The sequence below is a fragment of the Paracoccus aestuarii genome (assembly GCF_028553885.1).
In the GTDB taxonomy this organism is placed as follows: Bacteria; Pseudomonadota; Alphaproteobacteria; order Rhodobacterales; family Rhodobacteraceae; genus Paracoccus; species Paracoccus aestuarii.
The window spans coordinates 2,852,349-2,878,004 of record NZ_CP067169.1; the positions used below are offsets into that span (position 1 = coordinate 2,852,349).

Annotated in this window: 30 protein-coding genes; 10 read left to right on the forward strand and 20 right to left on the reverse strand. The window is 69.0% G+C overall.

Annotated features, from left to right (window positions below):
• Window positions 1-63: 63 nt before the first annotated feature.
• Together rlmH and rsfS are read right to left on the reverse strand one after the other, a co-directional pair.
• On the reverse strand, window positions 64-531 hold the full coding sequence (rlmH, locus tag JHW48_RS14410) for a 23S rRNA (pseudouridine(1915)-N(3))-methyltransferase RlmH (protein WP_119884642.1): 468 nt from the start codon (window positions 529-531) through the stop codon (window positions 64-66).
• Window positions 532-540: 9 nt separating this feature from the next.
• On the reverse strand, window positions 541-906 hold the full coding sequence (gene rsfS, locus JHW48_RS14415; RefSeq protein WP_119884641.1) for a ribosome silencing factor: 366 nt from the start codon (window positions 904-906) through the stop codon (window positions 541-543).
• Between the two features lie 373 nt (window positions 907-1,279).
• Between rsfS and leuC the strand changes: the two genes are divergently transcribed.
• Window positions 1,280-2,695, forward strand: a complete 1,416-nt coding sequence (gene leuC, locus JHW48_RS14420; RefSeq protein WP_119884640.1) for a 3-isopropylmalate dehydratase large subunit — start codon at window positions 1,280-1,282, stop codon at window positions 2,693-2,695.
• Window positions 2,696-2,721: 26 nt separating this feature from the next.
• On the opposite strand, the gene JHW48_RS14425 is transcribed toward leuC, so the two are convergent.
• Window positions 2,722-3,306 carry a hypothetical protein gene (locus JHW48_RS14425; RefSeq protein WP_119884639.1) on the reverse strand — a complete coding sequence of 195 codons (585 nt, stop codon included), beginning with the start codon at window positions 3,304-3,306 and terminating at the stop codon, window positions 2,722-2,724.
• An 80-nt stretch (window positions 3,307-3,386) separates the two neighbouring features.
• Between JHW48_RS14425 and leuD the strand changes: the two genes are divergently transcribed.
• Window positions 3,387-3,992, forward strand: a complete 606-nt coding sequence (gene leuD, locus JHW48_RS14430; RefSeq protein ID WP_119884638.1) for a 3-isopropylmalate dehydratase small subunit — start codon at window positions 3,387-3,389, stop codon at window positions 3,990-3,992.
• Between the two features lie 5 nt (window positions 3,993-3,997).
• The gene (locus JHW48_RS14435; RefSeq protein WP_240637651.1) at window positions 3,998-5,008 is read left to right on the forward strand and encodes an endonuclease/exonuclease/phosphatase family protein; all 1,011 of its coding nucleotides are present in this window, start codon (window positions 3,998-4,000) and stop codon (window positions 5,006-5,008) included.
• Here the strand turns inward: JHW48_RS14435 and JHW48_RS14440 are convergent.
• The 13 genes from JHW48_RS14440 to JHW48_RS14500 all read right to left on the reverse strand — a co-directional run bounded on the left by JHW48_RS14440 (window position 4,994) and on the right by JHW48_RS14500 (window position 15,985).
• Window positions 4,994-6,223 carry an adenosylmethionine--8-amino-7-oxononanoate transaminase gene (locus tag JHW48_RS14440; protein WP_119884637.1) on the reverse strand — a complete coding sequence of 410 codons (1,230 nt, stop codon included), beginning with the start codon at window positions 6,221-6,223 and terminating at the stop codon, window positions 4,994-4,996. The genes JHW48_RS14435 and JHW48_RS14440 overlap by 15 nt on opposite strands.
• Window positions 6,220-6,867 (reverse strand): ATP-dependent dethiobiotin synthetase BioD, encoded by a 648-nt coding sequence (bioD, locus tag JHW48_RS14445; RefSeq protein WP_336390893.1) that lies wholly within the window; start codon window positions 6,865-6,867, stop codon window positions 6,220-6,222. The genes JHW48_RS14440 and bioD overlap by 4 nt, the downstream gene beginning before the upstream one ends.
• Window positions 6,864-7,994: an 8-amino-7-oxononanoate synthase gene (locus tag JHW48_RS14450; protein ID WP_240637650.1), complete on the reverse strand. Its 1,131-nt coding sequence runs from the start codon at window positions 7,992-7,994 to the stop codon at window positions 6,864-6,866. Before JHW48_RS14450 ends, bioD begins: the two co-directional genes overlap by 4 nt.
• Before the next feature lie 56 nt (window positions 7,995-8,050).
• A complete protein-coding gene (bioB, locus tag JHW48_RS14455; RefSeq protein WP_119884635.1) occupies window positions 8,051-9,094 on the reverse strand; it encodes a biotin synthase BioB in 1,044 nt (347 codons plus the stop codon).
• 80 nt (window positions 9,095-9,174) lie between these two features.
• Window positions 9,175-9,546, reverse strand: coding sequence for a hypothetical protein (locus JHW48_RS14460; protein WP_119884634.1), 372 nt, complete (start codon window positions 9,544-9,546; stop codon window positions 9,175-9,177).
• Window positions 9,540-10,601, reverse strand: coding sequence for a flagellar type III secretion system protein FlhB (flhB, locus tag JHW48_RS14465; protein WP_119884633.1), 1,062 nt, complete (start codon window positions 10,599-10,601; stop codon window positions 9,540-9,542). Before flhB ends, JHW48_RS14460 begins: the two co-directional genes overlap by 7 nt.
• Window positions 10,602-10,611: 10 nt before the next feature.
• The gene (locus JHW48_RS14470; protein WP_119884632.1) at window positions 10,612-11,367 is read right to left on the reverse strand and encodes a flagellar biosynthetic protein FliR; all 756 of its coding nucleotides are present in this window, start codon (window positions 11,365-11,367) and stop codon (window positions 10,612-10,614) included.
• Window positions 11,367-13,463: a flagellar biosynthesis protein FlhA gene (locus JHW48_RS14475; protein WP_119884631.1), complete on the reverse strand. Its 2,097-nt coding sequence runs from the start codon at window positions 13,461-13,463 to the stop codon at window positions 11,367-11,369. Before JHW48_RS14475 ends, JHW48_RS14470 begins: the two co-directional genes overlap by 1 nt.
• Complete coding sequence (locus JHW48_RS14480; protein WP_119884630.1) at window positions 13,460-13,747, reverse strand: hypothetical protein; 288 nt, start codon at window positions 13,745-13,747, stop codon at window positions 13,460-13,462. Before JHW48_RS14480 ends, JHW48_RS14475 begins: the two co-directional genes overlap by 4 nt.
• The gene (gene motA / locus JHW48_RS14485; RefSeq protein WP_119884629.1) at window positions 13,747-14,613 is read right to left on the reverse strand and encodes a flagellar motor stator protein MotA; all 867 of its coding nucleotides are present in this window, start codon (window positions 14,611-14,613) and stop codon (window positions 13,747-13,749) included. The genes JHW48_RS14480 and motA overlap by 1 nt, the downstream gene beginning before the upstream one ends.
• A 13-nt stretch (window positions 14,614-14,626) precedes the next feature.
• A complete protein-coding gene (locus tag JHW48_RS14490; protein WP_119884628.1) occupies window positions 14,627-15,169 on the reverse strand; it encodes a MotE family protein in 543 nt (180 codons plus the stop codon).
• On the reverse strand, window positions 15,162-15,509 hold the full coding sequence (locus tag JHW48_RS14495; RefSeq protein WP_119884627.1) for a hypothetical protein: 348 nt from the start codon (window positions 15,507-15,509) through the stop codon (window positions 15,162-15,164). The genes JHW48_RS14490 and JHW48_RS14495 overlap by 8 nt, the downstream gene beginning before the upstream one ends.
• On the reverse strand, window positions 15,506-15,985 hold the full coding sequence (locus JHW48_RS14500) for a flagellar basal body-associated FliL family protein (RefSeq protein WP_119884626.1): 480 nt from the start codon (window positions 15,983-15,985) through the stop codon (window positions 15,506-15,508). The genes JHW48_RS14495 and JHW48_RS14500 overlap by 4 nt, the downstream gene beginning before the upstream one ends.
• A 117-nt stretch (window positions 15,986-16,102) precedes the next feature.
• On the opposite strand from JHW48_RS14500, the gene fliF reads away from it, so the two are divergent.
• Genes fliF through fliP form a run of 4 tightly spaced genes read left to right on the forward strand, consistent with a single transcriptional unit; the run spans window position 16,103 to window position 19,213 of the window.
• A complete protein-coding gene (fliF, locus tag JHW48_RS14505) occupies window positions 16,103-17,689 on the forward strand; it encodes a flagellar basal-body MS-ring/collar protein FliF (RefSeq protein WP_119884625.1) in 1,587 nt (528 codons plus the stop codon).
• The gene (locus JHW48_RS14510; RefSeq protein WP_119884624.1) at window positions 17,686-18,261 is read left to right on the forward strand and encodes a hypothetical protein; all 576 of its coding nucleotides are present in this window, start codon (window positions 17,686-17,688) and stop codon (window positions 18,259-18,261) included. Before fliF ends, JHW48_RS14510 begins: the two co-directional genes overlap by 4 nt.
• Complete coding sequence (locus JHW48_RS14515; protein ID WP_119884623.1) at window positions 18,249-18,506, forward strand: FliM/FliN family flagellar motor switch protein; 258 nt, start codon at window positions 18,249-18,251, stop codon at window positions 18,504-18,506. The genes JHW48_RS14510 and JHW48_RS14515 overlap by 13 nt, the downstream gene beginning before the upstream one ends.
• Window positions 18,503-19,213 (forward strand): flagellar type III secretion system pore protein FliP, encoded by a 711-nt coding sequence (gene fliP / locus JHW48_RS14520; protein WP_419182393.1) that lies wholly within the window; start codon window positions 18,503-18,505, stop codon window positions 19,211-19,213. Before JHW48_RS14515 ends, fliP begins: the two co-directional genes overlap by 4 nt.
• Window positions 19,214-19,254: 41 nt before the next feature.
• Here the strand turns inward: fliP and JHW48_RS14525 are convergent, their stop codons facing one another.
• From JHW48_RS14525 to JHW48_RS14540, 4 genes are all read right to left on the reverse strand, one after another.
• A complete protein-coding gene (locus tag JHW48_RS14525) occupies window positions 19,255-19,833 on the reverse strand; it encodes a YceI family protein (RefSeq protein WP_419182394.1) in 579 nt (192 codons plus the stop codon).
• A gap of 92 nt (window positions 19,834-19,925) precedes the next feature.
• Window positions 19,926-21,083: a cytochrome b/b6 domain-containing protein gene (locus JHW48_RS14530; RefSeq protein ID WP_119884622.1), complete on the reverse strand. Its 1,158-nt coding sequence runs from the start codon at window positions 21,081-21,083 to the stop codon at window positions 19,926-19,928.
• An 85-nt stretch (window positions 21,084-21,168) separates the two neighbouring features.
• On the reverse strand, window positions 21,169-22,287 hold the full coding sequence (locus JHW48_RS14535) for a Gfo/Idh/MocA family protein (protein WP_119884621.1): 1,119 nt from the start codon (window positions 22,285-22,287) through the stop codon (window positions 21,169-21,171).
• 10 nt (window positions 22,288-22,297) lie between these two features.
• On the reverse strand, window positions 22,298-23,008 hold the full coding sequence (locus tag JHW48_RS14540) for a GntR family transcriptional regulator (protein WP_119884620.1): 711 nt from the start codon (window positions 23,006-23,008) through the stop codon (window positions 22,298-22,300).
• A 94-nt stretch (window positions 23,009-23,102) separates the two neighbouring features.
• On the opposite strand from JHW48_RS14540, the gene JHW48_RS14545 reads away from it, so the two are divergent.
• The 3 genes from JHW48_RS14545 to JHW48_RS14555 are packed head-to-tail and all read left to right on the forward strand — an operon-like array spanning window position 23,103 to window position 25,653.
• Window positions 23,103-24,257, forward strand: a complete 1,155-nt coding sequence (locus JHW48_RS14545; RefSeq protein ID WP_119884619.1) for an LLM class flavin-dependent oxidoreductase — start codon at window positions 23,103-23,105, stop codon at window positions 24,255-24,257.
• A gap of 2 nt (window positions 24,258-24,259) precedes the next feature.
• A complete protein-coding gene (locus tag JHW48_RS14550; RefSeq protein ID WP_119884618.1) occupies window positions 24,260-25,150 on the forward strand; it encodes an aldo/keto reductase in 891 nt (296 codons plus the stop codon).
• Window positions 25,147-25,653, forward strand: a complete 507-nt coding sequence (locus tag JHW48_RS14555) for a flavin reductase family protein (protein ID WP_419182395.1) — start codon at window positions 25,147-25,149, stop codon at window positions 25,651-25,653. Before JHW48_RS14550 ends, JHW48_RS14555 begins: the two co-directional genes overlap by 4 nt.
• The last annotated feature ends 3 nt before the right edge of the window (window positions 25,654-25,656 follow it).

Consider the following 25,656-nt stretch of genomic DNA (forward strand, 5'->3'; position numbering starts at 1 on the left):
ACGCGGCGCGGGCGGCGCCGACAACCGCGCGCCATGGCCCCCCCGGGATTCGGGCCCCCGGATTCAGGCCCGGTGATAGGGCGACCCCGCCAGGATCGTCGCCGCGCGATAGAGCTGTTCGGCCAGCATCACCCGCACCAGCAGATGCGGCCAGACCATGCGGCCCAGGCTGATCTGCCAGTCGGCCCGCGCCCGCAGGCCCGGATCCAGCCCGTCCGCGCCGCCGATCACGAAGCAGACATCGCGCGCCTGATCGCGCCAGCCCGCCAGACGCGCGGCGAAATCCGGCGATCCCGGCTGATCGCCGCGTTCGTCCATCGCCACCAGCACCGCGCCCGCGGGGATCGCGCGCGACAGCAGCTCGGCCTCGGCCGCCGTACCCACGGCGCGGCGGTCGTCGATCTCGGTCATGGACACGGCCGGCAGCCCAAGGCTGCGGCCGGTCCGTGCGAAACGCTGCAGGTAATCGGCGACCAGCGCCGCCTCCGGGCCGGTCTTCAGCCGCCCGACGGCGGCGATGTCGATGCGCATCGCGCCCGGTCAGCCCTGGGGCTGATAGCCCGAAGCCGGGGCGGGCTCGCGCACGCGGGCCAAGGCATCGGCGGGCATCCACATCTTTTCCAGCTGATAGAAGTCGCGGACCTCGGGGCGGAAGACATGCACGATCACGTCATCGGTGTCGATCAGCACCCAATCGCCGGCATCCTTGCCCTCGATCCGGGGGCTGCGGCCGGTGACCTGCTTCACGCGCTCGGCCAGCTTTTCGGCGATGGCACCCACCTGGCGCGAGCTGCGGCCCGATGCGATCACCATGTGATCGGCGATGGCCGTGCGGCCGCGCAGGTCGATGGTCACGACATCCTCGGCCTTGTCGTCGTCCAGGGATGTCAGCACCAGCTGCAGCATGTCGTCGCTGCTGTGGCCTGCGGCCGGGGTGGTGTCGGGTGCGGTCGAAGTCGGCCGACCGGCCGACGGGGCGTCTTGTGACAGGGTTATATCCTCCGGTCCTCGCGCCGATCACCCCCGGCGCAGGGGTTCCCCCAACATAGCATCTTTTCGCCCCATCTCAATTGCCCGGCGGCACATCATTTCCCTATCGCCGTTTCTTGCCATGACGCGCGCGAGGTCCTAATGTCGGGGCCATGATGCGTTACTTCGACATCCATGACCGCGCCCGCCTGCCGGGCCGCTTCTACGGCGAGATGCTGGGCGTGACCGCGCAGGGCTGAGGGCTGTCCGCCCATCGCCCCATCCGCATCACAGCCGAAAGACATCAGCCATGACCGCACGCACGCTTTACGACAAGATCTGGGACGCCCATGTGGTGGATCGCCTGGAGGACGGCACCTGCCTTCTCTATATCGACCGCCACCTGGTCCATGAGGTGACCAGCCCGCAGGCCTTCGAGGGGCTGCGCATGACCGGCCGCACGGTCCGCGCCCCCGAACGCACCATCGCCGTGCCCGATCACAACGTGCCCACCACGCTGGACCGCCAGCAGGGCATCGACAACGAGGAAAGCCGCATCCAGGTCGATGCGCTGGACCGCAATGCCCGCGAATTCGGGGTGCATTACTATCCGGTGACCGACATCCGCCAGGGCATCGTGCATATCGTCGGCCCCGAACAGGGCTGGACCCTGCCCGGCATGACGGTCGTCTGCGGCGACAGCCATACCGCGACGCATGGCGCCTTCGGGGCGCTGGCCCACGGCATCGGCACGTCGGAGGTCGAGCATGTCCTGGCCACCCAGACCCTGATCCAGGGCAAGTCCAGGAACATGAAGGTGGAAATCACCGGCCGCCTGGCCCCGGGCGTGACCGCCAAGGACATCGTGCTGCGCATCATCGCCGAGACCGGCACGGCGGGCGGCACCGGCCATGTCATCGAATATTGCGGCGAGGCGATCCGCAACCTGTCGATGGAAGGCCGCATGACCATCTGCAACATGGCGATCGAGGGCGGGGCCCGCGCCGGCCTGATCGCGCCGGACGAGGTCACGTTCAACTACGTCAAGGGCCGCCCCCATGCGCCCAAGGGCGCGCAATGGGAGGCCGCCGTCGCCTGGTGGAAGACGCTGTTCTCCGACGAGGGCGCGCATTTCGACAAGGTCCTGACCATCCGCGCCGAGGACATCGCGCCCACCGTCACCTGGGGCACATCCCCCGAGGACGCGCTGCCCATCACCGCATCGGTCCCCGCCCCCGAAAGCTTTACCGGCGGCAAGGTCGATGCCGCGCGCCGGTCGCTGGACTATATGGGCCTGACCGCCGGGACGCCGCTGACCGAGATCGCCATCGACGCGGTCTTCATCGGATCCTGCACCAATGGCCGGATCGAGGATCTGCGCGCCGCCGCCGAGGTGCTGCGCGGCCGCACTCTGGCGCCCGGCGTGCGCGGCATGGTCGTTCCCGGATCGGGCTTGGTGCGCGCCCAGGCCGAGGAGGAGGGGCTGGACGTCATCTTCACCAATGCCGGGTTCGAATGGCGTCTGGCGGGGTGTTCGATGTGCCTGGGCATGAATCCCGACCAGCTGAAGCCGGGCGAGCGTTGCGCCGCGACCTCGAACCGCAACTTCGAGGGGCGTCAGGGCTACAAGGGCCGCACCCATCTGATGTCGCCTGCCATGGCGGCGGCGGCGGGGGTCACCGGACGCCTGACCGACATCCGCGAATTCGCAGCCCAGCCGGCATGAGCAAGATGGTCCATGCCGGCGGGGGCTCAGGGCCTGTTGGCGCCCGGGCCCGGCCCGCGGTAACGGCGCAGCAGCAGGACCGCGTTCAGGGCAATGAGCAGCAGACCGGCATTTTCGAACAGGAAATTATTCGACACGCCAAGGCTCTGCGCCCCGATCAGGTTGTCGAAACGATGGATGCTGACCGCCCGGCCCATGACAAAGGCCAGCACAATGGCCAGTCCCAGCAGCGCCAGAAAATCGCGGCCCAGGCTGTTCCGCAGCATCAGCATCGCGGCGACCAGACCCAGCACCACGATGGCCAGAAGCGTCGCGATGAAACCCGCCTGGACGGATCTGCGCTCGGCATACCAGCCTTGCGCGGTGGCCAGGCATTTTCCTGCAGCGGTCAGCGCGCTTTGCAGATCCAACTGCTTGTTGACGGCCAGAAAGGCCAGCAGGACGACCAGAACGGCCCAGAAGACCCGACCGGCGCGCCCCGCCAGCCTGCGCCACACCGCAATCGACAGGATGGCGGTCAGCACATAGGCCATTACAGTCAACCAGCCCGTCACATCCGGATCACCGATCTGCGGCGACCAGCGGCCGGCCACGCATCCTTGCAGTTCCATCAGCCTCAAAACATCACTCCGCGCAAAGGTCAGGTCGCATCCTAGACCGCCCGGCGCCAGACCTGAAGGCATCGACACCTATGGACAAGTTCACAACTCTGACCGGCATCGCGGCCCCCATGCCCTTGGTCAATATCGACACCGACATGATCATCCCCAAGCAGTTCCTGAAGACCATCAAGCGGTCCGGCCTGGGCGTGAACCTCTTCGACGAGCTGCGCTATGACCGCGAGGGACGCGAAATCCCCGATTTCGTCCTGAACCAGCCCGCCTGGCGCGACGCGCAGATCCTGGTGGCGGGGGATAATTTCGGCTGCGGATCGTCACGCGAGCACGCGCCCTGGGCGCTTTTGGATTTTGGCATCCGCTGCGTGATCTCGACCAGCTTCGCCGACATCTTCTTCAACAACTGCTTCAAGAACGGCATCCTGCCCGTGGTCCTGCCGCAGGAGGCCGTGGACGCGCTGATGGACGATGCCCGCAACGGCGCGAATGCCCGCCTGACCGTCGATCTGGACAGCCAGACCGTCACCGGTGCGGATGGCACGGCCTATGGCTTCGAGATCGACCCCTTCCGCAAGCACTGCCTGATGAACGGGTTGGACGATATCGGCCTGACCATGGAGAAGGCCCCCGCCATCGACAGCTTCGAAAGCGCCATGGCGCAGGCCCGCCCCTGGATCTGACGTTCGTGGATCTAAGGGCGCTGGCCCTTCTGGTCCTCGCCACGCCGGCGGGGGCCGAGACCCTGCGCATCGCCACCTGGAACCCCGGCCTGACGCGCGACGGGCCGGGTCTCTTGCTGCGCGATATCGGGCGCGACGATCCGCAGGTGCTGGCCGCCGCGCAGGTCATCGCCCATGCGGCCCCCGACGCGATCCTGCTGACCGGGCTGGACTGGGACCTGGAGGGGCGCGCGCTGACGGCCTTCGCAGACCTGCTGGAGGCTGCGGGCCACCCGATGCCCCACCGCCATGCCGGCCCGCCCAATACCGGCCTGCCCACCGGGCGCGACATGGATGGCGACGGGCGCTTGGGCCGGGCGCGCGACGCGCAGGGCTATGGCGCCTTTCGGGGCCAAGGCGGCATGGCGGTCCTGTCGCGCCTGCCCATCGCCGGGGTCACCGACCATACCGAGACGCTCTGGCGCGACATGCCGGGGCACCGCATGCCCGACAGCCCCCATGCCGATATCGCGCGCCTGTCCACCACCGCGCATTGGGACGTGGCGCTGACCACGCCTGCGGGGCCGCTGCATCTGCTGGCCTTTTCCGCCACCCCCCCGGCCTTCGAGCCGCGAAACATCCCCCGCAACCATGACGAGGCCGCCTTCTGGCTGGACCACCTGCCCGACGCGCCCTTTGCGATCATCGGGAACCTGAACCTGGACCCCGCCGATGGCGACGGCGATCCGGCGGCGCTGACCGCGCTGCTGGCCGTCACGCAGGACCCCCGGCCCCGCGGCGCATGGCAGCCGCCCCAGACCGGGCCGAATGCCGATCACCGCGGCGATCCGGCGCTGGACACGGCGGAATATGCGCGCGCGCCGGGGAACCTGCGGCTGGATTACGTGCTGCCCGCGCAGGGGCTGCGGGTGCTGGATGCGGGCGTGATCTGGCCCGCGCCCGGTGATCCCTTGGCGGAATCCGTGGCGCTGGCCTCGCATCGCAGGCTGGTCTGGGTCGATCTAGACCTGAAATGAGGTGACCGCCCCCCAGGCCGCGTCCAGATCGGCGCCCGTCACGCAATAGGGCGGCAGGACATAGACCGTGTTCCCCAAGGGCCGCAGCAGCACGCCGCGCGCCATGCAATGCGCCCGCATCCGCGGCCCGACCTCGGACAGGTATCCTCCCTCGGGGACGACCAGATCCGCCGCCGCGATGGTCCCGCATTGGCGGATATTGGTGAACCGCCCGTCCAGCCGCGCCAGCCGGTCCGCCTGCATCGCGGCCAGCGCATCCAGCCGCGCCTGCATGGGCCTGGCCTGCCACAACCGCACCTGCGCCAGCGCCGCCGCGCAGGCGATCGGGTTCGCGGTGTAGCTGCTGGAGTGATAGAATGTCCGCCGCCGATCCGTGGACCGATGCGCGTCGAAGATCCGCCCGCTGGCCAGCGTCGCCGCCAGCGGCACCACGCCCCCCGTCAACCCCTTGGAGGTGCAAAGGATATCCGGCGCCACCCCCGCATGATCACAGGCCCAGAGCCGCCCCGTGCGGCCCCAACCCGTCATCACCTCATCCGCGATCATCAGCACGTCATGCCGGTCGCAGATCGCCCGCAGCCCGGCCAGCACGTCGGCGGAATACATCCGCATTCCCCCCGCGCCCAGCACCAGCGGCTCCAGAATGATCGCCGCCATCCGCCCGCTGGCCGCCAGCGCCTCGAGGGCCGCCAGCGTCGCCCCCCCGTCGCCTTCGGGAAAGGGCAGCCGGTCCACGCCGAACATCAGCGGGTCATAGGCGGCGTTGAACACGCCGCGCTCGCCCACGCTCATCGTGCCGATCGTGTCGCCGTGATAGCTGTCCTCGATCACCGCGATCCGGTGGCGCCCGTCGCCCTCGTGGCGCCAATATCCCAAGGCCATCTTCAGCGCGACCTCGACCGCGGTGGACCCGCTGTCGCTGTAGAAGACGTGGTCCAGCCCCGCGGGCGTCATCGCCACCAGCGCCTCGGCCAGCTCCTCCGCGGGGGCGTGCGTCAGGCCCGCAAAGATCACCTGGTCCAGCCGCCCGGCGGTCTCGCGGATCGCCTCGACGATCTCGGGCTGGTTGTGGCCATGCGTGACCACCCACCAGCTGCTGATCCCGTCCAGCAGCGGCCCGCGATCCGTCTGGATGAAGGCCCCCGCGCTGGAGATCGCACGCGGCGGCGCAGGCTCGGTCCCGTGCTGAAAGAAGGGATGCCAGACGGCGCTCATGCGAAATCCTCCGCCCGGAAGGCCGCGCGCATCGCCGCAGTCAGGCTGTCCCGGTCCAGCCGATCCAGCAAAGGCAGCCGCCCCAGCACCCTGACCCCTCCGATCTGCCCGATCGTCGCCATGTTGTCGTCATTCGCAGGGCCGACAAAGGCCACCCCATGCAGCCGCACGCCCCGCGCGCGCAGGCTCTCCAGCGCGGTCAGGCTGTGGCTGATCGTGCCCAGCCCGGTGGCGCAGACCACGATCACCGGCAGCTGCCAGCGCGCGAACAGATCCGCGAAGAGCAGATCCCGCGTCACCGGCACCAGCGCCCCGCCCGCCCCCTCGATGACCAGCCGATCCGCTGGCGGCGGCGCCCAGGACCCGGGATCCAGCGCGACGCCCTGCAGCTCCGCCGCGCGATGGGGGGACAAGGGCTCGCGCAGCAGCGCGGCCTCCGGATGGGTGGGGACGCCCGACAGGCGCGCGACCTCGGCCCGGTCGGTGCCGGCCAGAGGTTCGGGCGCAGGCGCGGCATCCCCCGGCATGGGCACGTTGCCGGCCAGCCCGGACTGCACCGGCTTCCAGTATTCCGCACCGATCAGCCCGCACAGACCAGCCGCAAAGACCGTCTTGCCGACATCCGTCCCGGTGCTGGTGATCACGTATCGGGCCATAGCTCCTCCAGCGTCTCGGCAAGTCGGATGACATCCCCGCGCGTGGCATTCAGCGTCAGCGACACGCGCAACCGCGCGGTCCCCTCGGGCACGGTCGGGGGGCGGATGCCCCGCACGTCGAAACCGCGCGCCTGCACGGCTGAGGCCAACGCCATCGCCCCGGCATCGGGCCCGACGATCAGCGGCACGATCTGGCTGCCGCTGACCGGGACCTGCGGCAGGCGCCGCGCCATCTCGGCCCCGAAGGCCGCGACATGCCCGGCAAGGCTGGCCTGCCGCCATGGCTCGTCGCGCAGGATCGCCAGCGATTCCAGCCCCGCCACCGCCATCAGGGGCGATGGCGCGGTGGCAAAGATGAAGGGCCGACAGCGGTTCACCAGGAAATTCACCAGAACCCGCGCCCCGCAGATCAGCGCCCCCGACCCGCCCAAGGCCTTGCCCAGGGTGTGCAGGGTCACGACATTGTGCCGCCCCTCCAGATGATGCGCCAAGCCCCGCCCCTGCGGCCCGAAGACGCCCGTCGCATGCGCCTCGTCCACCATCAGAAAGCCATGCTCATCCGCCAGCACCATCAGGTCGTCCAAGGGCGCGCGGTCCCCGTCCATGCTGTAGAGGCTCTCGACCGCGATCCAGACGGCCCCGCGCCCCCCTTGCGCGCGCCAGGCCGCGATCACGTCCCGCGCATGATCCACATCGCCATGGCGAAAACGCGCCACCTCGGCCCGCCCGGCCCGGGCGCCCTCATGTGTGCTGGCATGGGACAGCGCATCCATCAGCAACAGGTCCCCCCGCTGCGGCAGGGTCGTCAGAACGGCGAAATTCGCGACATAGCCGCCGCCGAAACCCAAACCCGCCTCGGCCCCGAAGAACCGCGCGGCCTCCGCCTCGAACCGCGCCTGCGCCTCGGTCTCGCCCCGCAGCAGGCGCGACCCCGCCGCCCCGATCGGCACATCCCCCAAGGCCCGCCGCACCGCCGCCACCATCCGCGGCGCCGTGGCCAGCCCGATATAATCGTTGGACGAGAAGTCGACCCCGCGCCGCCCCGTCAGGGACCGCAGACGCGACCCTGCCTCCAGCGCCTCCAGATCCCGCCGATAGAACGCCAACCGATCCACGCCAGCCTCTCCGTTGTCGAAATACCCTGGGGGTCCGGGGGTGAAACCCCCGGTCCTCAGCGCAGGATCGGGATCGCCGGATCCGCGGCCAGCAACTCGGCCCGCCGCGCCTCGTCGGGGGCATGCTCATGCGCGACCATCGGCGTCAGGCCCAGCTTGGCGAACAGGCGCATGTCGGCCTCCTCCTCGGGATTGTCCTTGGTCAGCAGCGTGTCGCCCACAAAGATCGAATTGGCCCCGGCAAAGAAGCACATGGCCTGCAGCTCGTCGGTCATCGCGGTGCGGCCGGCCGACAGGCGCACATGGGCCCGCGGCATCATGATACGCGCCGTGGCGATCATGCGCACGAAATCGATCGGATCGACCGGGGCCGCATCCTCCAGCGGCGTGCCCGCGACGGGGATCAGCATGTTGATCGGCACGCTGTCAGGGGGCGAGGGCAGGTTCGCCAGGGTCACCAGCATGTCGACCCGGTCCTGCGACCCCTCGCCCAGGCCCAGGATGCCGCCCGAACAGACCTTGATGCCCGCTTGGCGCACCGCCTCCAGCGTATCCAAGCGCTCGGCAAAGGTGCGGGTGGTGATGACATTGGCGTAATGCGCCTCCGAGGTGTCGATATTGTGGTTGTAGTAATCCAGCCCCGCCTCGGCCAGCTGCGCGGACTGATCGGCATCCAGCATCCCCAAGGTCATGCAGGTCTCCATGCCCAAGGCCTTCACGCCCTCGATCATGGCGACGATCTGGGGCATGTCGCGGGCCTTGGGGCTGCGCCATGCGGCCCCCATGCAGTATCGCGTGGCGCCCGCGTCGCGGGCGCGGCGGGCCTCGGCGATGACGCGCTGGACCTCCATCAGCTTGGATGCCGACAGGCCCGAATTGTGGCGCGACGACTGGCTGCAATAGCTGCAATCCTCGGGGCAGCCGCCGGTCTTGATGGACAGAAGGCGGCTCAGCTGCACGCGGTTGGGGTCGAAATGCCGGCGATGCACGGTCTGGGCCCGGAACAGCAGGTCCATCAGCGGCTGGTCGAACACGGCCCTCGCGGCATCGGAGGTCCAGATCGTGCGGTGGTCGTCGGTATTCGGATCGCTGTGCAGCATGGCTTCCCCCGTGGCTCGCGCGCCCGCGCGCGCCCCGTGCCTAGCATCCCTCCGCCTGCCTGTCCAATTCGCAGCGCCGATCAGAGCCGTTCCTTGCGCGCGGCCCGTTCCGCGTCACGCCCCAGGCTCAGCAGCACCTCGGCCCGGCCGAATTCGCGGGCGGCCTGCTGGCGGGCGACCTCGAATCGCGGGGTCATGCGCTGCAGGTCCTGATCGGCCTGGCGCAGCTCGCGCGCGGCGCGGCCGGCCTGGGCATTGGCGACCCGTGCCTCGGGCAGGGTCAGGGGGGCGGCGCTGTCATAGCTCTGCTCCAGGCTGGTGTGCAGGGCGCCGACGCGGTTGCGCGCGGCGGTCATATGCGCGTTGAAGGCGGCAAAGCTCTTCAGCTGGCGCTCGGCCTTCAGCCGGGCGATGCGTTCGAGCTGCTTCAGCTGGGCGATCTTGTCTACCATCCGGCGCGGGCCTTCTGGCGCATCTTCTCGGCAAAGCGGATGGCGGCGGCGACGGCGGCGAAATGGTCGCGGTGGATCTCGTCCCCGATGCGGACCTGGGCATGGATCGCGCGGGCGCAGGGCGGGTCGGACCAGATCGGCACCCCGGCCTCGGTCGCCTTGGCGCGGATGCGGGCGGCGATCTCGTCCGTGCCCTTGGCCACGCAGACCGGGGCGCGGCCCGATCCGCGGGTCCATTTCAGCGCCACCGCGTAATGGGTCGGGTTCACGATGATCACGTCGGCGCCCGGCACGTCGGCCAGCATGCTCTGCATGGCGATGTCCACGGCGCGCTGGCGGCGGGCGGCCTTCAGATGGGGATCGCCCTCGGACTGCTTGAATTCGTCCTGCATCTCCTTGCGGCTCATGCGGTTCTTGCGGCGGTGGCTGAACCATTTCCACAGCATGTCCGGCACCGTGAACGCGACCGAGACCAGCAGCCCCAGGATCAGCACCTGCATCAGGATCGTGCCGATCGCGGGGATCCACTGACCCCCCGCCAAAGACAGCGCGGCGATCCGGTCCAGCAGCGAGGCGAACATGAACCAGCCCCCCAGGCAGACCAGCGACGCCTTGCCCACCGACATGGCGAAGGTCATCAGCCCGTCGCCGCCGAATTTCTGCTTGGCGTTCTTCATCGGGTTCACGCGCTTGAAGTCGGGGGCCAGCTTCTCGGGGGAAAAGATCAGGCTGCGCGTGGCGATCAGGCCCAGCAGGATGGTCACGATCAGCACCGCCGCCAGCCCCACCGTCGCCGCCCCCGCAAAGATCCCCAGATCGCGCGCGATGGCCGCGGGCGCGCCGGGGGCCCAGCCCTCGGATCCCATCGCGCGGCTGGCCATGCCCAGCCAGTGCCGCACCGCCACCGCCGCCCCCAGGCCGAAGGCCAGGAAGGCGCCCAGATACATCATCGTCACGTTCAGCTCGGTCGATCGGGGGATGTCGCCCTTCTCGCGTGCCCGTTGCAGCTTCTGCTCGGTCGCCTCGAACTGCTTGTCGTCGTCCTGCTCGCTCATCGGGGGGTCCTCAGGGGATCGGGGGCAGCATGAAGCCCAGCACGGCATCGGCCCAGATGCCGACCAGCAAGGGCGCCATCACCGCCAGCCCCAGCAGCGCCAGCATGATCGAGGCCGGGGCCCCAATGAAGACCACGGGCAGGTTCGGCATCACCCGGTTGATCACCCCAGACAGCGCCTGATAGAGGAACCCGCCCAAGGTGAAGGGCGCCGCCAGCATCAGCGCCAGCCAGAAGCTGTCCGAGACGATGCCCACGACCGCCATGGCCAACCCCTCGGCCCGGGGCAGCGATGCGGGCGGCCAGAGCGTCAGGCTGTCGGCGATCAGCTCGACCAGCATCACCGGCAGGCCCAGTGCCATCAGGATCGCCAGCCCCCCCAGATGCAGCATGTTGCCGATCGGATGGGGCGACATCTCGTTCTGGACGCCCATGATCTGGGACAGCGATGCGGTGGCGGCGATGGCCGTCGTGGCCAGGTTGATCGACAGGGCCAGCAGGCGCAGCATCGTGCCGGTGGCAAAGCCCAAGAGCATCTCGGCCCCGATCTGGGCGCCCATGCCCAAGGGATCGGCGGGCATGGCGGTGCCGGGCGCGATGCCCGACAGCAGGGGGGTCATCGCCATGGCCAGCGCGACCTTGACGCGGGCGCCGATCACCCGCTCGCCCAAGGCGGGCAGCATCAGGATGCAGGCCTGGACCCGCGCATAGACCAGCACCAGCGACCAGTCCAGGCCGGGAAACAGGGCCTGAAGCTGGTCCCACATCACGCGGCCTCGACCGTGCCCAGCAGGCGCAGCTCGGCCAAGGGGTCGACCTCCTCCAGGCCCAGGACGGGGATCGACATGCCGTTCGCGCCCAGGACCGCGCGGATCATCCGGCGGCGGTGGTCGGGGGCCACCACGACGGTGCGGGCCACCGGCTCGGCCTGGGCCAGGGCCTTGCGCACCGCATCGGTCAGCTTGCGCGACAGGGCCGGGGTCATCGCCCCCCCGCCGGGCCGGCCGGTCTCGGCGTCCGAGCGCACGAATTCCGCCTCCCACGAGGGGTGCAGCTGCAGGGCGGCGATGCGGCCGGCCTCGTCGGTATATTGCTGGGTGATCTGGCCGCGCAGGCGCTTGCGCACCAGTTCATAGATCATCTCGGGCTGCTCGACGCCGCGGAATTCGCAGATCGCGTCCACGATCAGCGGCAGGTTGCGGATCGAGATGCGTTCCTCCAGCAGCGCCCGCAGGATCGCCAGCAGCGTCTCGGGGCTGACCTTGTCGGGCATCATGCTGTCGAAATACTTGCGGTTGCGTTCGGCGCGGCCGGTATCGGACAGGGTGCGCAGCTCCTCGATCTGGCGCTGCATCGCGCCCAGGGTCAGCAGCGCCGGCAGGTTGCCCTTGACCACCTCCATCAGATGGGTCGACAGGACCTCCATCGGGGTGACGATGGTGGCACCCAGGACGGCCGCGTCCTCCTGCCCCGAGGGATGGATCCAGCGGGCGGGGCTGTTATAGACCGGCTCGCGCACGGCGATCCCACCCAGCTGGGCCAGCAGCGTGTCGGGGCCCAGGGCCAGGATCTCGGTCGGGCGCAGCGTGCCGCGGCCACGGATGACGCCCTGGATGCGGATCTGGTAGTCGCCGGGCGGCAGGTCATCGGTATCGGTGATGCGCACATCGGGCAGGATCAGGCCGAAGCTTCGCGCGATATGGATGCGCAGGTTGCTGATCCGGCTGCCCAGTCCGCGCGCCTGATCCAGCGCGGTGACGATCAGGTCCGACCCGATCTCGACCGCGATATCGTCGGTGTCCAGCACATCGCCCATGCGCGCGGCGGGCTTGGCACCGGTCTCGGCCGGCAGGTCGGGCAGTTCCGCCTCAGCCCTTCGGTTCCGGGCATGGATGCGCCAAGCGATCAGCGCCATCGCAGCCGCGATGGCCAGAAACAGCGGCTTGGGCATGCCCGGCACCAGCGAGATCACCGCCATCGCCGCCGCCACCATGGCCGCGGGCTGCCAGCTGCGGGCGAATTCCGACGACATCAGGCTGGCCGTGGTCTCGGTCGCGCCGCCGCGCGACAGCAGCAGCGCCGCCGCCATCGAGGTGATCAGCGCCGGGATCTGGCTGACCAGCCCGTCGCCGATCGTCAGGTGGGAATAGGTCGACACGGCCTCGCCCATCGGCATGCCGTGGACGGTGATGCCCACCGCCAGGCCGATGCACAGGTTGATCAGCGTGATCACGATCCCCGCGATCGCGTCGCCCTTGACGAATTTCGACGCGCCGTCCAGCGATCCGAAGAAGCTGATCTCGCGCTGTTCCTGGATGCGGCGGCGCTTGGCCTCCTGATGGTCGATGGCGCCGGCATTCAGGTCGCCGTCGATGGCAAGCTGCTTGCCGGGCAGCGAATCCAGCGCGAAGCGGGCCGCGACCTCGGCCATGCGGCCCGAGCCCTTGGTGATGACCATGAAATTGACGACCGAGATCACCGCGAAGACCGTGATCCCTACCAGGATCGAGCCGCCCGCCACGAAATCGGCGAAACCGTTGATGACCTGGCCCGCCGCCTGCTTGCCGGTCTGGCCCTCGGTCAGGATCAGCCGGGTCGAGGACACGTTCAGCGACAGCCGGATCACCAGGCTGATCAGCAGCATCACCGGAAAGGCCTGGAAATCCGTGGGCTTATCCACCAGCGACGCCATGACCAGCACCAGCGTCGCCATCGCGATCGAGATGGCGATGCCGAAATCCAGAACCCCCGCCGGCAGGGGGATCACCAGCGAGATCACCACGAGGACCAGCCCCCCGGTGACCAGCAGGGGGGCGTCCAGCAGCTTGTGGGATTTTCCCGACAGGGCGGCGATGGGGGTCATTCTTCGGGCTCCGTTCTGGTCACCGCGGGTCTGAGAAGGTCGTCCAGCGTCCAGGGCCGGTCGGTCAGCAGGCCGATCCGGCGCAGATAGGCGATGGCCTGCAGGCGGTCGGCGCTGTCCATGCGCATCAGCTCGACCCGGTAGTCGCGCGGCAGCCCCCGCCCCGACAGCAGCCAGTCATTCGCGACCTGCCGGAACTCCTCGATCCGTTCGGCGCCGGCCGGGGCCGCGGCCAGGGCAAGGGCCAGGATCAGCGTCAGGCGGGACCGGGGGCGCAGGGGCATCAGGCGGCCTTCTTCAGCTCGCGCAGCGCGCCTTCCAGCGTGTCGAAGCTGGGCCGGACATGTTCGGGGACCGTCTGCCGCCCGACCTCCACGCAGAGCGTCGTGGCGTGCTGGTGCAGGCCCGCGACCAGGACCGACTTGACGACATCGTAGAAGCCCAGGTCCTGCTTGACCACCGCGCCCAGCCTGTTGGCCAGGGGCGCCACGAAGCCGTAGGACAGAAACACCCCCAGGAAGGTGCCCACCAGCGCGCCGCCGATCATCTTGCCCAGCACCGAGGGCGGCTGGTCGATCGAGCTCATGGTCTTGATGATGCCCAGCACCGCCGCGACGATGCCCAGGGCGGGCAGCGCGTCGGCCATGTTCTGCAGCGCGTGGGGGACGTGCATCTCCTCCTCGCGCAGGACGGCGATGCGTTTGGACAGCATGTCCTCGACCTGGTAGGGATCGTCGTAGTTCAGGCTGGCGGAACGCAGCGTGTCCGCGATCAGCGAGACGACGTTGTGATCGGCCGCAAGGCGCGGATAGGCGGTGAAGATCGGCGATTCGCCGGGATTCTCGATATGCTGTTCCAGCGCGACCGGGTTCTCCTTGGCGATGCGCAGCAGCTGGAACATCAGGCACAGCACGTCCTGATGGTCCTGGGCGGTCCATTTTGGACCCTTGAAGGCGCGCACCAGGCCGCTGACCGTGTGCTTGACGACATGGGTGTCGTTGCCCAGCAGATAGGCGCCGATGGCGGCGCCCATGATCATCATCATCTCGAATGGCAAGGCGTGCAGGATCACCCCCATCTTGCCACCGGCCAGAAGATAGCCGCCGAAGACCATGGCCAAGGTCACGAAAATGCCGACGAATCCGAACATTGGGAGAGGTCCTTTACGGGTTGCGGACGCTGCGCGCGCCCATCTGGGCGGTCAGCAGCGCGGCTTGGCGGGGCTCGACGGCGGCGATGATGCGGGCGCCGGTCTCGGGCTGGACGCGCATCAGGATCTCGGCCGCGAAATCGGCGGGAAGGTTCGTCAGGATCGCGGCCGCCTCGGCAGGCTTCATCTGGTCATAGACGGCGATCAGGCGGTCGATGTCGTTGCGCACCGCCTCGGTCGCGCCGTCGCGGCGGGCGGTGACGCTGCCCTTCTGGGCGCGCAGCTCGGTCAGGCGCTCGCGCAGGGTGCTGTCGGCCTGGACCAGGTCGGCCTTGCGCAGGTCCAGCGCCTCCATGTAGCGCTCGATGCGCAGCGCGCGGTCGCGCAGCTCCTCGGCCAGGGCGACGGCCTCGGGGACGTCGCCGCAGCCCTGCAGCAGGTCCGAGGGCGCCGCCACCGCCGCGAAGATGCGGGTGAAATCCTTGCCCTGCCACAGCATCGCGGCGGCGGGCAGCGCGAACATCACCGTCAGGGCGGGCAGCATGAGCCTAGCCATGATGCACCTCGCGCTTGCGCAGGCGGCGGCCGGTGGCGGCGGCCGGGGCCTCGGATGCGGCGGCGCCGATGCGCTGGCGCAGGTCCCAGATCGCGCGTTCGCGGCGCGCGGTCTCGATCTCCTCGGCCAGACGCTCGCTGGCGGTCATCGCCTCGTCGCGGGCCTGGCGGATGGCGCGTTCCAGTCGGTCCACCTCGGCCGCCATGACGGCGATGGCGCCGCCCAGCCCGCTTTCCAGGTCGTTCAGCTTGCGCAGGCGGCGCGTCAGGGTCAGGCAGAACACCCCGAGGCCCAGACAGGCGGCCAGCAGCAGGCCCTGCATCAGATGTTCGAGGGTCATTTGAAACGAAACTCCGTGATCAGAAGGTCCTTGACCGGCTCCTCGCCCAGGACGAAGCGGGTGCGGGTGACCAGTTCGGCGCGGATCACCTCCAGCACGCCGCGCTTGTCATAGGCGGCGGGGTCGACATTCGACAGAAACGTCGTGAAGGCGTCCAGGACGCGCGGCATCAGATGGGTGACGGTGGCCTTGTGCGCGGCATCCGTCTCGATCGTGGCGGTCAGGACCAGGGTGCGCGCCCGCCCGCCGGGCAGGGCGACCTCGATCGTGGGGACGTCGATGAATTCCACCGCCATCTGTTCGCCCGACGCCGCCTGCGGTGCAGCGGGCGAGGACAGCAGCGCCGAGGGCGACCACAGCCCCAGATAGGTCGAGGCGAATCCCGCCCCGGCCAGCCCCAGGACGACGATCAGCGGGATCAGTCTGCGCTTCTTCGCGGGGGCCTGATCCTCGGGGGCGGCAACAAGTTCGGTCATCGTGATTCTCCGTCCTGACGATCCGGAAATAACAGGTCGCGACTAACCAATTCTTAATTCGGGCCATGTCATTTCAGGGTCAGACGACCGATAGGCGATGATTCGAAAGGAACGGTTTTGCAAAAACTGCAGGACTACTGGAACGAGCGAAGCTCGCAGCAGCGGATGATCCTGGGGGCTGCCTTCCTGGGGACCTTCCTGGTGATCGCGGGGTTCGGCTGGCTGGCCAGCCGCCCCAGCATGGCACTGATCTATGGCGGGCTAGACAGCGCCCAGGCCGGCGAGGTGATCGGCGGCATCGAACGCGCCGGCGTCCCCTACGAGGTGCGCGGCGATTCGATCTGGGTCGCCGCCGACCAGCGCGACCGGCTGCGCATGGAACTGGCCGCGCAGGGCCTGCCCGCGGCATCCTCGACCGGCTACGAGCTGCTGGACGGGATGTCGGGCTTCGGCACCACCTCGCAGATGTTCGACGCCGCCTATTGGCGCGCCAAGGAGGGCGAGCTGGCGCGCACCATCCTGGCCCTGCCCAATGTTCAGACCGCCCGCGTCCACTTGGCGATCGAGACCGGGCGCGGCTATCGCCGCGACCAGAACGGCAGCGCCTCGGTGACGCTGACGACGAACGGCCAGGCGATCAACCGCGACCAGGCGGCGGCGCTGAAATACCTGGTCTCGTCCGGGGTGCCGGGGATGCATCCCGACCGGGTGACGGTGATCGATTCGCAGCGCGGCATCATCGCCGCGTCCGAGGATCAGACCGGCGCCGACCGCGCGGCCGAGATGAAGCGCAACGTCGAGCGCATCCTCGAGCCGCATGTCGGCATCGGCAACGCCATCGTCGAGCTGAATCTGGACCTGATGACCGAGACCGAGCTGCTGACCGAACAGCGCTTCGACCCCGATCAGCGGGCGCTGATCTCGACCGTGGTCGAGGAGACGACGGATCAGTCGAACACCACCGGGTCGGGCGCGGTGACCGCCGCATCGAACCTGCCCGACGCCCAGCAGCAGCCCGGCGACAGCAGCCAGAGCAACCGCGCCGAGAACCGCAGCCAGTCGAATTTCGAGGTCAGCCGCGTCACCCGCGAGGTCCAGCGCCAGCCCGGATCGACCCGCCGCATGACCGTGGCCGTGCTGGTCAACGGCACCGTCCAGGCCGATGCCCAAGGCCAGACCAGCCTGGTCCCCCGCCCGGAGGCCGAACTGCAGACCCTGCGCGAGCTGGTGGCCTCGGCGGTCGGCTATGACGAGGCGCGGGGCGACCAGATCACGGTAAAGTCCCTGCCCTTCGCCACCTTGGGCGAAAGCGGCACCCTGGCCGCGCCGGGCTTCCTGGACCGGCTGGCACTGAACGACCTGGCGCGGATCGCGCTGATCGGGGCCTTTGCACTGGCCATCGCGCTGATGGTCCTGCGGCCCGTGCTACGCAACCGCGCCGCAGCCCAACAGCCGCCCCAGCTGGATAACAGCCTGCCGCCGATGCCCCCGATGATGGGCGGGCTGAACGGCTCGATCCAGGACGATTTCGAACCCTCGCCCGACAATCCGCGGGTGGTCCCGATCGAGTTCCCGGGCGTCGAGACGCTGTCCCTGCCCCCCGCCGATCCCGTCGCCCGCCTGAAGGCCCTGATGAAGGAACGCCATGACGAAAGCGTCAAGATCCTGTCGGGCTGGATCGACAACAAGGAGAAAGTGAATTGAGCCTGGCCCTGTTCAAACTCGAATCCTTCTCCAGCCCCACGGCGATCCGGCCGCCCGAGCCGACCTTCAGCCGCGACGACCTGGACCAGGCCTTCGCCGACGGCATGGCCCAGGCCCGGGCGGAGGCCGCCGATGCCCAGGCCGCCGCCCTGCGCGACGAGCTGGCCCGGCTGGCCGCCAGCCTGTCGGATGATGCCGACCGCCGCCGCGCCCTGCGGCAGGAGGCGGTCGAGGCGCTGACCCCGGTCCTGCACCAGATCCTGGACCTGACCGCCCCCGCCTTCGCCTCCCGCCGGCTGGAGGAGGCGCTGCGCGACGAGCTGTCAGACCTCGCCCGCCGGGCTGCCGCACCCACCGCGCGCATCGCCTGCCCCGAACCGCTGCACCCGCTGGTCGCATCCTGCATCGCCGATGCCGGGCTGGAGGGGATCGAGCTGATCCCCGCCGCCGACGACCGCATCACCATCACCCTGCAGGGCGGCCGGATCGAATTCGACCCCGCCCGCACCGTCGCGGAGATCCGCGCGCTCATCCTGGAAATCACCGAGGACACGAACCCATGGACGCATTGAAGCATCTGATCGACACCGACACGATCCAGGTCGAGGTCACGATCCGCCTCGGCCGCACCCGCCAGACGGTGTCGCAGCTGGCTGCGCTGCGGGCCGATGACGTCCTGGTCCTGGACCAGGCGATCGAGGACGGGGTCGAGATCTGCGTGGGCGACAAGGTCATCGCCCGCGGCGAGCTGACCGGCGACGGCACGACCGAGGACCGCCTCTGCGTCCGGGTCCTGGGGGCCGTGGGGACGCCGTGAACCGAAGCGCGATCTGGGCGGCGGGGCTGATCCTGCTGCCGACCTCCGTCATGGCCCAGGGCCTGGGCGACGCCTTGGGCGCGGGCCTGGGCGAAAACGCGGTGCTGCTGGTCCTGCTGCTGACGGCGCTGTCTTTGGCGCCGGGCATCGCCATCATGGTGACGGCCTTTCCGTTCATCGTGACGGTGCTGTCGATCCTGCGCCAGTCGATCGGCCTGCAACAGGCGCCGCCGAACATGCTGATCGTCAGCCTGTCGATCTTTCTAGCCTGGTTCATCATGGACCCTGTCCTGCGCGAGGCCTGGCAGGTCGCGGGGCTGCCCCTGCAACAGGGCCAGATCGGCATCGCCGAGGCGTTCCAGCGCGGCATCGTGCCCTTTCAGGGCTTCATGGAGGCCCGCACCGACCCCGACACGCTGGCCAACCTGGCCGAGATCGCCCCCGGCACCGGCCCCGAGAACCGGCTGTCGGTCCTGATCCCGTCCTTCATGCTGTCCGAGATCCAGCGCGCCTTCGAGATCGGCTTCCTGATCGCCCTGCCCTTCCTGATCATCGACCTGGTTGTGGCGGCGGTGCTGATGTCGATGGGCATGATGATGCTGCCACCGGTGGTGGTCTCGCTGCCCTTCAAGCTGGCATTCTTCGTGGTGGTCGACGGGTGGGGGATGATCGCCGGTGCGCTGGTGCGCAGCTACGGCCTGGGCTGACGGGAATACCCCCGGACCCGACGGGCCCGGGGGCGCAGGCGTCATTCCTGCGGCATTGCCTCGACCGAGATCATCACTTCGACCTCGTCCGACACGGCGGGGGCGAACATGCCCAGGTTGAATTCGCTGCGCACCAAGGTGGTGGTCGCGTCAAAGCCCAGCCAGGGCTTGTTCTCCATCGGATGGGTGCCCTGCTGGTTCAGCGTGGTGTCCAGCACGACCTCGCGCGTGACGCCGTTCAGCGTCAGATCGCCGGTGATCAGCGCGGTGTCGTCGCCCGTCACCTCGATCGAGGTCGAGGTGAAGGTCACCTCCGGGGCGGCACCTTCGCCGCCGAAGAAGTCGTCCGACAGGAAATGCTGGTCGCGGCCGGCAAAGCCGGTCATCAGCGAGGCGACGGGAAAGGTCGCCTCGACCGAGGATGCGGCCGGGTCCTCGGCGTCGAAGGTGATCGTGCCGGTGATGTCGCCGAACATGCCGGTCGTGGTGGAAAAGCCCAGGTGATCATAGGTGAAGACGATCTGGCTGTGCGAGGTGTCCAGCTGATAGGTCTCGGGGGCGGCCATCGCGGCCCCGGCGGTCAGGGCGAGGGCGGCGGTCAGTGCGGTGGTCTTCAGCATCGGAATCTCCGTTTGTTGTGGCACCAAGGTCGCGCGTCCGGGGCCCGGGGGCAACTGGCGATGACCGAACAGGGCCTGTCATCCTGCGCACATCACCGTTGCGCGCGCAGCTCCACCACCAGGTCGACCGCGAATCCGACCGTGGATTCATCGCCATAGCCCTGCCCGATCTGCCAGTCGCGCCGGTCCAGAACCGTGGCGCCCTGCATCCGCGCCACCCCGTCCGGGTCGATCTGCAGATCGAAAGGCAGCGAAACCGGCATCGAGGCGCCGCGCAGTTCCAACACACCCTCGGCCAGATGAGCCGCGCCATCGGGGCGGATCTCGCCTTGGAAACGGGCAACCGGATGGGCGTCCACGTCGAAGAAATCGGCGCCCTTGGCCTGCTGGGTGACGGTGCCGATGGTCACGCTGTCCATGTTGATCGCCACATCCACCCGGCCCGTGCCGCTGTCGGGATCGAAGGTGATGGCGGCGGTCCAGTCCTCGAACCCGCCTTGGACCTCGGACCCCATCTGGCGCACGGAAAAGGCCAGCCGCCCGTCGATCACCTGCCAGTCCGACACGGCCTGGGCCAGCCGGTCCGAGGGCGCCGCGTCGCCCGGCCGCGTCGCCCAACCTAACCCTCCCGCCGCGGCGATCACCAGAACCGCGACCAAGGCCGGCCCCGCATGGCCCGCAGCCACGCCCGGCCCCGCGGGCCGGCCCCGCGTCATCCGCGCCAGCACCCCGTCGCGGTCGATCAGCGCATGTTTCAGCGCCCCCGCCACATGCAGCAGGATCGACCCGATCAGCAGGAAGGCCAGCGCCGTATGGACCGAGGCCATGGTCATCGCCAGCGCCGGCGATTTCGGCACCAAGGGCAGGCCCTGCCCCAAGGGCCAGAGGATCGGCGCATAGCCCTCGGTCGCGGCATGTTCGACCCAGCCCGTCACCGGCACCAGCACCATCGCGGCATAGAGCGTCCAATGCACCGCCTCGGCGGCCAAGGTCTCGGCCCGGCGGTCGGGATGGACCGGCGCGGGGCGCGTCTGGCCGAAGGCCCAGAGGATCCGAACCAGCGCCACGGCCAGCGCGGTGATCCCCAAGGTCTTGTGCAGGGAAAAGACCTGCACCTTCAGCGCCATCGCATCCAGCGGCAGATAGACGGCCCACAGACCCAGCCCGATATTGGCGATGATCAGCAGGGCGGTCAGCCAGTGCAGCGTGCGGGCGACGCTGCCATAGCAGGTGGCGGTGTTGTGGCGCATGGGAACCTCGGGCTTTTGCGCCACCACCCTAGCGCGATCGCGCGGCTCTGGGCAGGGCCGCCCGCGCACAGCCCCTGTGCGGCGATCAGAGCGTGACCGCGCGCCCCTCGGTCATGGATTGCTGGGCGGCCAGCCCCATCAGCACGGCCCAACGCCCGTCCGTGATCCCCACCTCGGGGCGGCCCTGACCGCTGCGGACCAGGTCCAGGAAGCGCTGATGCTGATAGAAGGTCGACCCGTTATGGTCGCCCGCCTCCAGCAGGGTCGGATCGACCGGGATCTCGTGGACCTGCGGACCCTTGGGATCGCGGGGCGAGACGACGACCTGCGCGATGGGCGGGGTGCCCAGATGGTCGGGCCAGAACCGGGTCGGGCCGGGGACGAAGGCCTCGATCTTGCCCTTGGGTCCGACGGCGCTGATCTCCTCCTGCCAGCGGGCGCCCTCGGCGAACATGCACAGCTCCAGCATGGCGCGGATGCCGCCCTCGAATTCGACCGCGACATAGCCGTGATCGAAGATGTCGGGCGTGCGGTCCTGATAGCGTTCGCCCAGATGGTTCACCGCCTGCCCGCCCATGGCCATGATCCTGACCGGATCGGCGCCCACGGCCAGCCGCATCAGGTCAAAGAAATGGCAGCATTTCTCGACGAAGGTGCCGCCGGTCTGGCTGTTGAAGCGGTTCCAGGCACCGACCTTGTCCAGGAACGGAAAGCGGTGTTCGCGGATGGTCAGCATGCGGATGCCGCCGGTGGCCTCGGGCGCCATCTCCAGCAGCCGCGCGACGGGGGGCATGTAGCGGTATTCCATCGCCACCCAGACCGGCGCGGGATAGTCGCGCGCGAAGGCATCCACTGCCGCCAGGTCCGCCGCATCGGTGAACAGAGGCTTTTCCACCAGCACCGGCAGCGGGCGGCGCAGGGCGGCCTGCAATTGGGCGACATGGCGGTGATTCGGGCTGGCTATCAGCAGGCAGTCGAGGTCCGGATGGGCCAGCAGCGCCTCGACGCTGTCCACCATCGCGGCGCCCGGCGCCAAGGCCTGGGCCGCGGCGCGCATCCCCGCATCCGGTTCGAAGATCGCACCGATCGCCGTGCCGGGCAGCAGCGCGATGTTGCGCAGGTGTTCCTGGCCCATCATGCCGCAGCCGATCACGCCATAGGTGATCGTCCGGGTCCGGGTGGACAGCGGGGTCTGGATCGTCATCGGGGTCTCCTCAGATGAGGCGCTGCACATAGAGCGCCCGTTCATGGTCATACCAGGTGCGTGAAAACTCGACCGCGCGGGGGCCTTGGGCCCAGGACAGCCGCTCGATATAGGCGCAGGTCGCGCCGGGGCGGGGGGCGAAGGCCTCGGGCGCCCAATCGGGGACCACGCCCAGGCCCACGCGGTCCTCGGCCCGGGTGATCCACAGCTTCAGCGACCGCTTGTAGGTCAGATAGAGCGAATCCTGCACCTGATCGCGCGGGATGGCGCCCGCGCCGGCATCCAGCCAGATTTCCTCGACCGCGATCGGGGTGCGGTCCAGGAATCGCAGGCGGCGGAACCGGGTGCCCTGCGCGCTGGTGCCGTAATCGGGCTGGCCCGCATCCTTGTCGGTCAGGTCCACCGACAGGATGCGCGCATTGGGCAGACCGCCGCCGCCTTGGGCATGTTCCAGCCGGAACATCGAATAGACCGAGACCGGCTGCCCGCCCGCGCGGACATAGTTCCCCGACCCCTGCCGCCGTTCCAGCAGGCCCTGCAGTTCCAGCACCGCCAGCGCCTTGCGCAGCGTGCGCACGGTGGTGCCATGCGCCTCGGCCAGCTGGCGTTCGGGGGGCAGGCGCTGGCCGTCGACCAGCCGGCCCGCGGCGATGTCGCGGATCATCAACTCGCTGATCTGCATATGCAGCGGCAGGGCGTCGGCGCGCGTGCTGTCGGTCATCCGCCCCCCTCCCGCGGAAAATTGATGCCCCATTGATCTACATCAAGGACGCCGCTATGCAAGAGTGAATCGAAGGCGACTCACGGAGGAGAGCATGTCCGTCGTTCCCGTCACATCCGCCGATCTGAAGGCGGTCGAGGTCGCCTGGTTCTCGGCGCTCTGTTCGGACGATTACCGCCATCTGGGCGTGCCCGAGGGCGATCTGCGATCGTCCTGGTCCCATTGCAGCGACATCGTGAAGACTGCCGAGGCGCAGGGCTTCGGCAACATCCTCTGCCCGTCCAGCTATCAGGTGGGTCAGGACACGCTGTCCTTCGTGGCGGGCTGCGCGCCCATCACCGACCGCATCAACCTGCTGGCCGCCGTCCGCTGCGGCGAGATGCAGCCGATCATGCTGGCCCGCACCATCGCCACGCTGGACCACATGCTGGAGGGCCGGCTGACGGTCAACATCATCTCGAGCGACTTCCCCGGCCAGCAGGAGCCCAGCCCCTTCCGCTATCAACGCAGTCGCGAGGTGGTCGAGATCCTGAAGCAGGCCTGGACCCGCGACCAGATCGACTATCAGGGCGAGGTCTATAATTTCACCGGCCTGACGACGGACCCCGCGCGCCCCTATCAGCAGGGCGGGCCGATGCTCTATTTCGGCGGCTATTCCCCCGATGCGCTGGATCTCTGCGGTCAGCATTGCGACGTCTATCTGATGTGGCCCGAAAAGACCGAGGATATCGCCGACCGGATGCGCGCCGCCCATGCGGCGGCCGAGAAATACGGCCGCACGCTGGATTACGGCTTCCGCGCCCATGTCATCGTCCGCGACACCGAGGCCGAGGCCCGCGAATATGCCCGCGAGCTGGTCAGCCAGCTGGATGACGAACAGGGCCGCGCGATCCGCGAACGGGCGCTGGATGCGGGATCGCTCGGCGTCAGCCGCCAGGCCCGCAACCGGGAAATGGCGGATCTGGAGGGCTATATCGAACCGAACCTGTGGACCGGCGTGGGCCGGGCGCGGTCGGGCTGCGGCGCGGCCATCGTCGGATCGACCGACCAGGTCCTGACCAAGCTGGAGGAGTTGCGGAATATGGGCATCCGCGCCTTCATCTTGTCAGGCTATCCCCACAAGGAGGAGGCCTGCCATTTCGGCAGCCGCGTCCTGCCGCAGATGAACACCTGCCAGCTGAACCGGGTCTGGGGCCGCGTGCCCGACCGGGCCCCGGCGACCCCGCTGGCCGCAGGCGAAAGGCGCTGATGATGGATCGTGTTGAACTGAAGGGCGGCGTCAGCCTGTCGCGGCTGGTCTATGGCATGTGGCGGATCGGCGACGATGCCGACACCTCGCCCGCCCATGTGCAGGCCAAGATCGAGGCCTGCCTGGCCCAAGGCATCACCACGATGGACCAGGCCGACATCTATGGCGGCTATACCGCCGAGGCGATCCTGGGCGAGGCCCTGCGCGCCAGCCCCGGCCTGCGCGACCGGATCGAGATCGTGACGAAATGCGGCATCGTGGCCCCCATGGGTCGCCACGCATCCGCGCCCTGCAAGCATTACGACACCTCGGATGCACATATCCGCGCCTCGGTCGAGGCCAGCTTGCGCGACATGGGCACCGATCACGTCGATCTGCTGCTGATCCACCGCCCCGATCCGATGATGGACCATGACGAGACCGGCCGCACGCTGGACGCGCTGGTCGCCGAGGGCAAGGTGCGCGCGGTCGGCGTGTCGAATTTCCGCCCCTGGGACGTGGAGCTGCTGGAATCGGCGATGACGAATCCCCTGGCGACGAACCAGATCGAGATCTCGCTGGCGCGGGTCGATCCGTTCACCGACGGCGATCTGGCCTTTCATCAGCGCCGCCGCGACCCGGTCATGGCCTGGTCGCCCCTGGGCGGCGGCAGCCTGATGACCGGGACCGGCCCGGTGGCCGACATCCTGGACGCGATTGCCCGCGAACAGGGCACCGACCGGTCGGCTGTCGCGGTGGCGTTTCTTCTGCGTCATCCGGCCGTCATCATGCCGGTCCTGGGCACCAATTCGCTTGAACGCATCGCGCGCATCGCCGAAGCTGGCCGGGTCGATCTGTCCAGGACCGACTGGTTCCGGCTTTATGAGGCCGCCCTCGGGCGGGAGGTTGCATGATGCAGATGTCGGGGTCCTCCAGCTTCGTGCCCGATCCCGGGAACGGGCGGCTGCTGCGCGACGCCTTCGGGCGTTTCGCCACCGGGGTGACCGTCGTCACCGCCATGGCCCCCGAGGGCTGCGTGGCGATCACCGCCAACAGCTTCTCCTCGGTCTCGATGGAGCCGCCGCTGGTCCTGTGGTCGCCGGCCCGCGCCAGCGCCCGCTATCCGGCCTTTGCCGAGGCACGCCATTTCGCCATCCATGTCCTGGCCGAGGATCAGGCGAACCTGGCATGGTCCGTGGCGCGCAACCGCGACGCGCTCGGCGATCTGACGGGGCGCAACGCCGAGGGCGTGCCGGTGCTGGACCATTGCCTGGCGCGGTTCGACTGCGCGCGCTTTGCCCTGCACGAGGCGGGCGACCATGCCATCGTCGTGGGCCGCGTCCTGCGCGCCACCTTGGCCGAGGGCCAGCCGCTGGCCTTCTTCGGCGGCCAGATCGCCCAGGTGAAAATCAACTGATAC

Bases quoted from the DNA above. Each gene is read 5' to 3' on its own strand.
- rlmH (WP_119884642.1), bottom strand. From the start codon at position 531: ATGCGCATCGACATCGCCGCCGTCGGGCGGCTGAAGACCGGCCCGGAG.
- rsfS (WP_119884641.1), bottom strand. From the start codon at position 906: ATGCTGCAGCTGGTGCTGACATCCCTGGACGACGACAAGGCCGAGGAT.
- leuC (WP_119884640.1), top strand. From the start codon at position 1,280: ATGACCGCACGCACGCTTTACGACAAGATCTGGGACGCCCATGTGGTG.
- JHW48_RS14425 (WP_119884639.1), bottom strand. From the start codon at position 3,306: ATGGAACTGCAAGGATGCGTGGCCGGCCGCTGGTCGCCGCAGATCGGT.
- leuD (WP_119884638.1), top strand. From the start codon at position 3,387: ATGGACAAGTTCACAACTCTGACCGGCATCGCGGCCCCCATGCCCTTG.
- JHW48_RS14440 (WP_119884637.1), bottom strand. From the start codon at position 6,223: ATGAGCGCCGTCTGGCATCCCTTCTTTCAGCACGGGACCGAGCCTGCG.
- bioB (WP_119884635.1), bottom strand. From the start codon at position 9,094: ATGCTGCACAGCGATCCGAATACCGACGACCACCGCACGATCTGGACC.
- JHW48_RS14460 (WP_119884634.1), bottom strand. From the start codon at position 9,546: ATGGTAGACAAGATCGCCCAGCTGAAGCAGCTCGAACGCATCGCCCGG.
- flhB (WP_119884633.1), bottom strand. From the start codon at position 10,601: ATGAGCGAGCAGGACGACGACAAGCAGTTCGAGGCGACCGAGCAGAAG.
- JHW48_RS14470 (WP_119884632.1), bottom strand. From the start codon at position 11,367: ATGTGGGACCAGCTTCAGGCCCTGTTTCCCGGCCTGGACTGGTCGCTG.
- JHW48_RS14475 (WP_119884631.1), bottom strand. From the start codon at position 13,463: ATGACCCCCATCGCCGCCCTGTCGGGAAAATCCCACAAGCTGCTGGAC.
- JHW48_RS14480 (WP_119884630.1), bottom strand. From the start codon at position 13,747: ATGCCCCTGCGCCCCCGGTCCCGCCTGACGCTGATCCTGGCCCTTGCC.
- motA (WP_119884629.1), bottom strand. From the start codon at position 14,613: ATGTTCGGATTCGTCGGCATTTTCGTGACCTTGGCCATGGTCTTCGGC.
- JHW48_RS14490 (WP_119884628.1), bottom strand. From the start codon at position 15,169: ATGGCTAGGCTCATGCTGCCCGCCCTGACGGTGATGTTCGCGCTGCCC.
- JHW48_RS14495 (WP_119884627.1), bottom strand. From the start codon at position 15,509: ATGACCCTCGAACATCTGATGCAGGGCCTGCTGCTGGCCGCCTGTCTG.
- JHW48_RS14500 (WP_119884626.1), bottom strand. From the start codon at position 15,985: ATGACCGAACTTGTTGCCGCCCCCGAGGATCAGGCCCCCGCGAAGAAG.
- JHW48_RS14515 (WP_119884623.1), top strand. From the start codon at position 18,249: ATGGACGCATTGAAGCATCTGATCGACACCGACACGATCCAGGTCGAG.
- JHW48_RS14525 (WP_419182394.1), bottom strand. From the start codon at position 19,833: ATGCTGAAGACCACCGCACTGACCGCCGCCCTCGCCCTGACCGCCGGG.
- JHW48_RS14530 (WP_119884622.1), bottom strand. From the start codon at position 21,083: ATGCGCCACAACACCGCCACCTGCTATGGCAGCGTCGCCCGCACGCTG.
- JHW48_RS14535 (WP_119884621.1), bottom strand. From the start codon at position 22,287: ATGACGATCCAGACCCCGCTGTCCACCCGGACCCGGACGATCACCTAT.
- JHW48_RS14540 (WP_119884620.1), bottom strand. From the start codon at position 23,008: ATGACCGACAGCACGCGCGCCGACGCCCTGCCGCTGCATATGCAGATC.
- JHW48_RS14545 (WP_119884619.1), top strand. From the start codon at position 23,103: ATGTCCGTCGTTCCCGTCACATCCGCCGATCTGAAGGCGGTCGAGGTC.
- JHW48_RS14550 (WP_119884618.1), top strand. From the start codon at position 24,260: ATGGATCGTGTTGAACTGAAGGGCGGCGTCAGCCTGTCGCGGCTGGTC.
- JHW48_RS14555 (WP_419182395.1), top strand. From the start codon at position 25,147: ATGATGCAGATGTCGGGGTCCTCCAGCTTCGTGCCCGATCCCGGGAAC.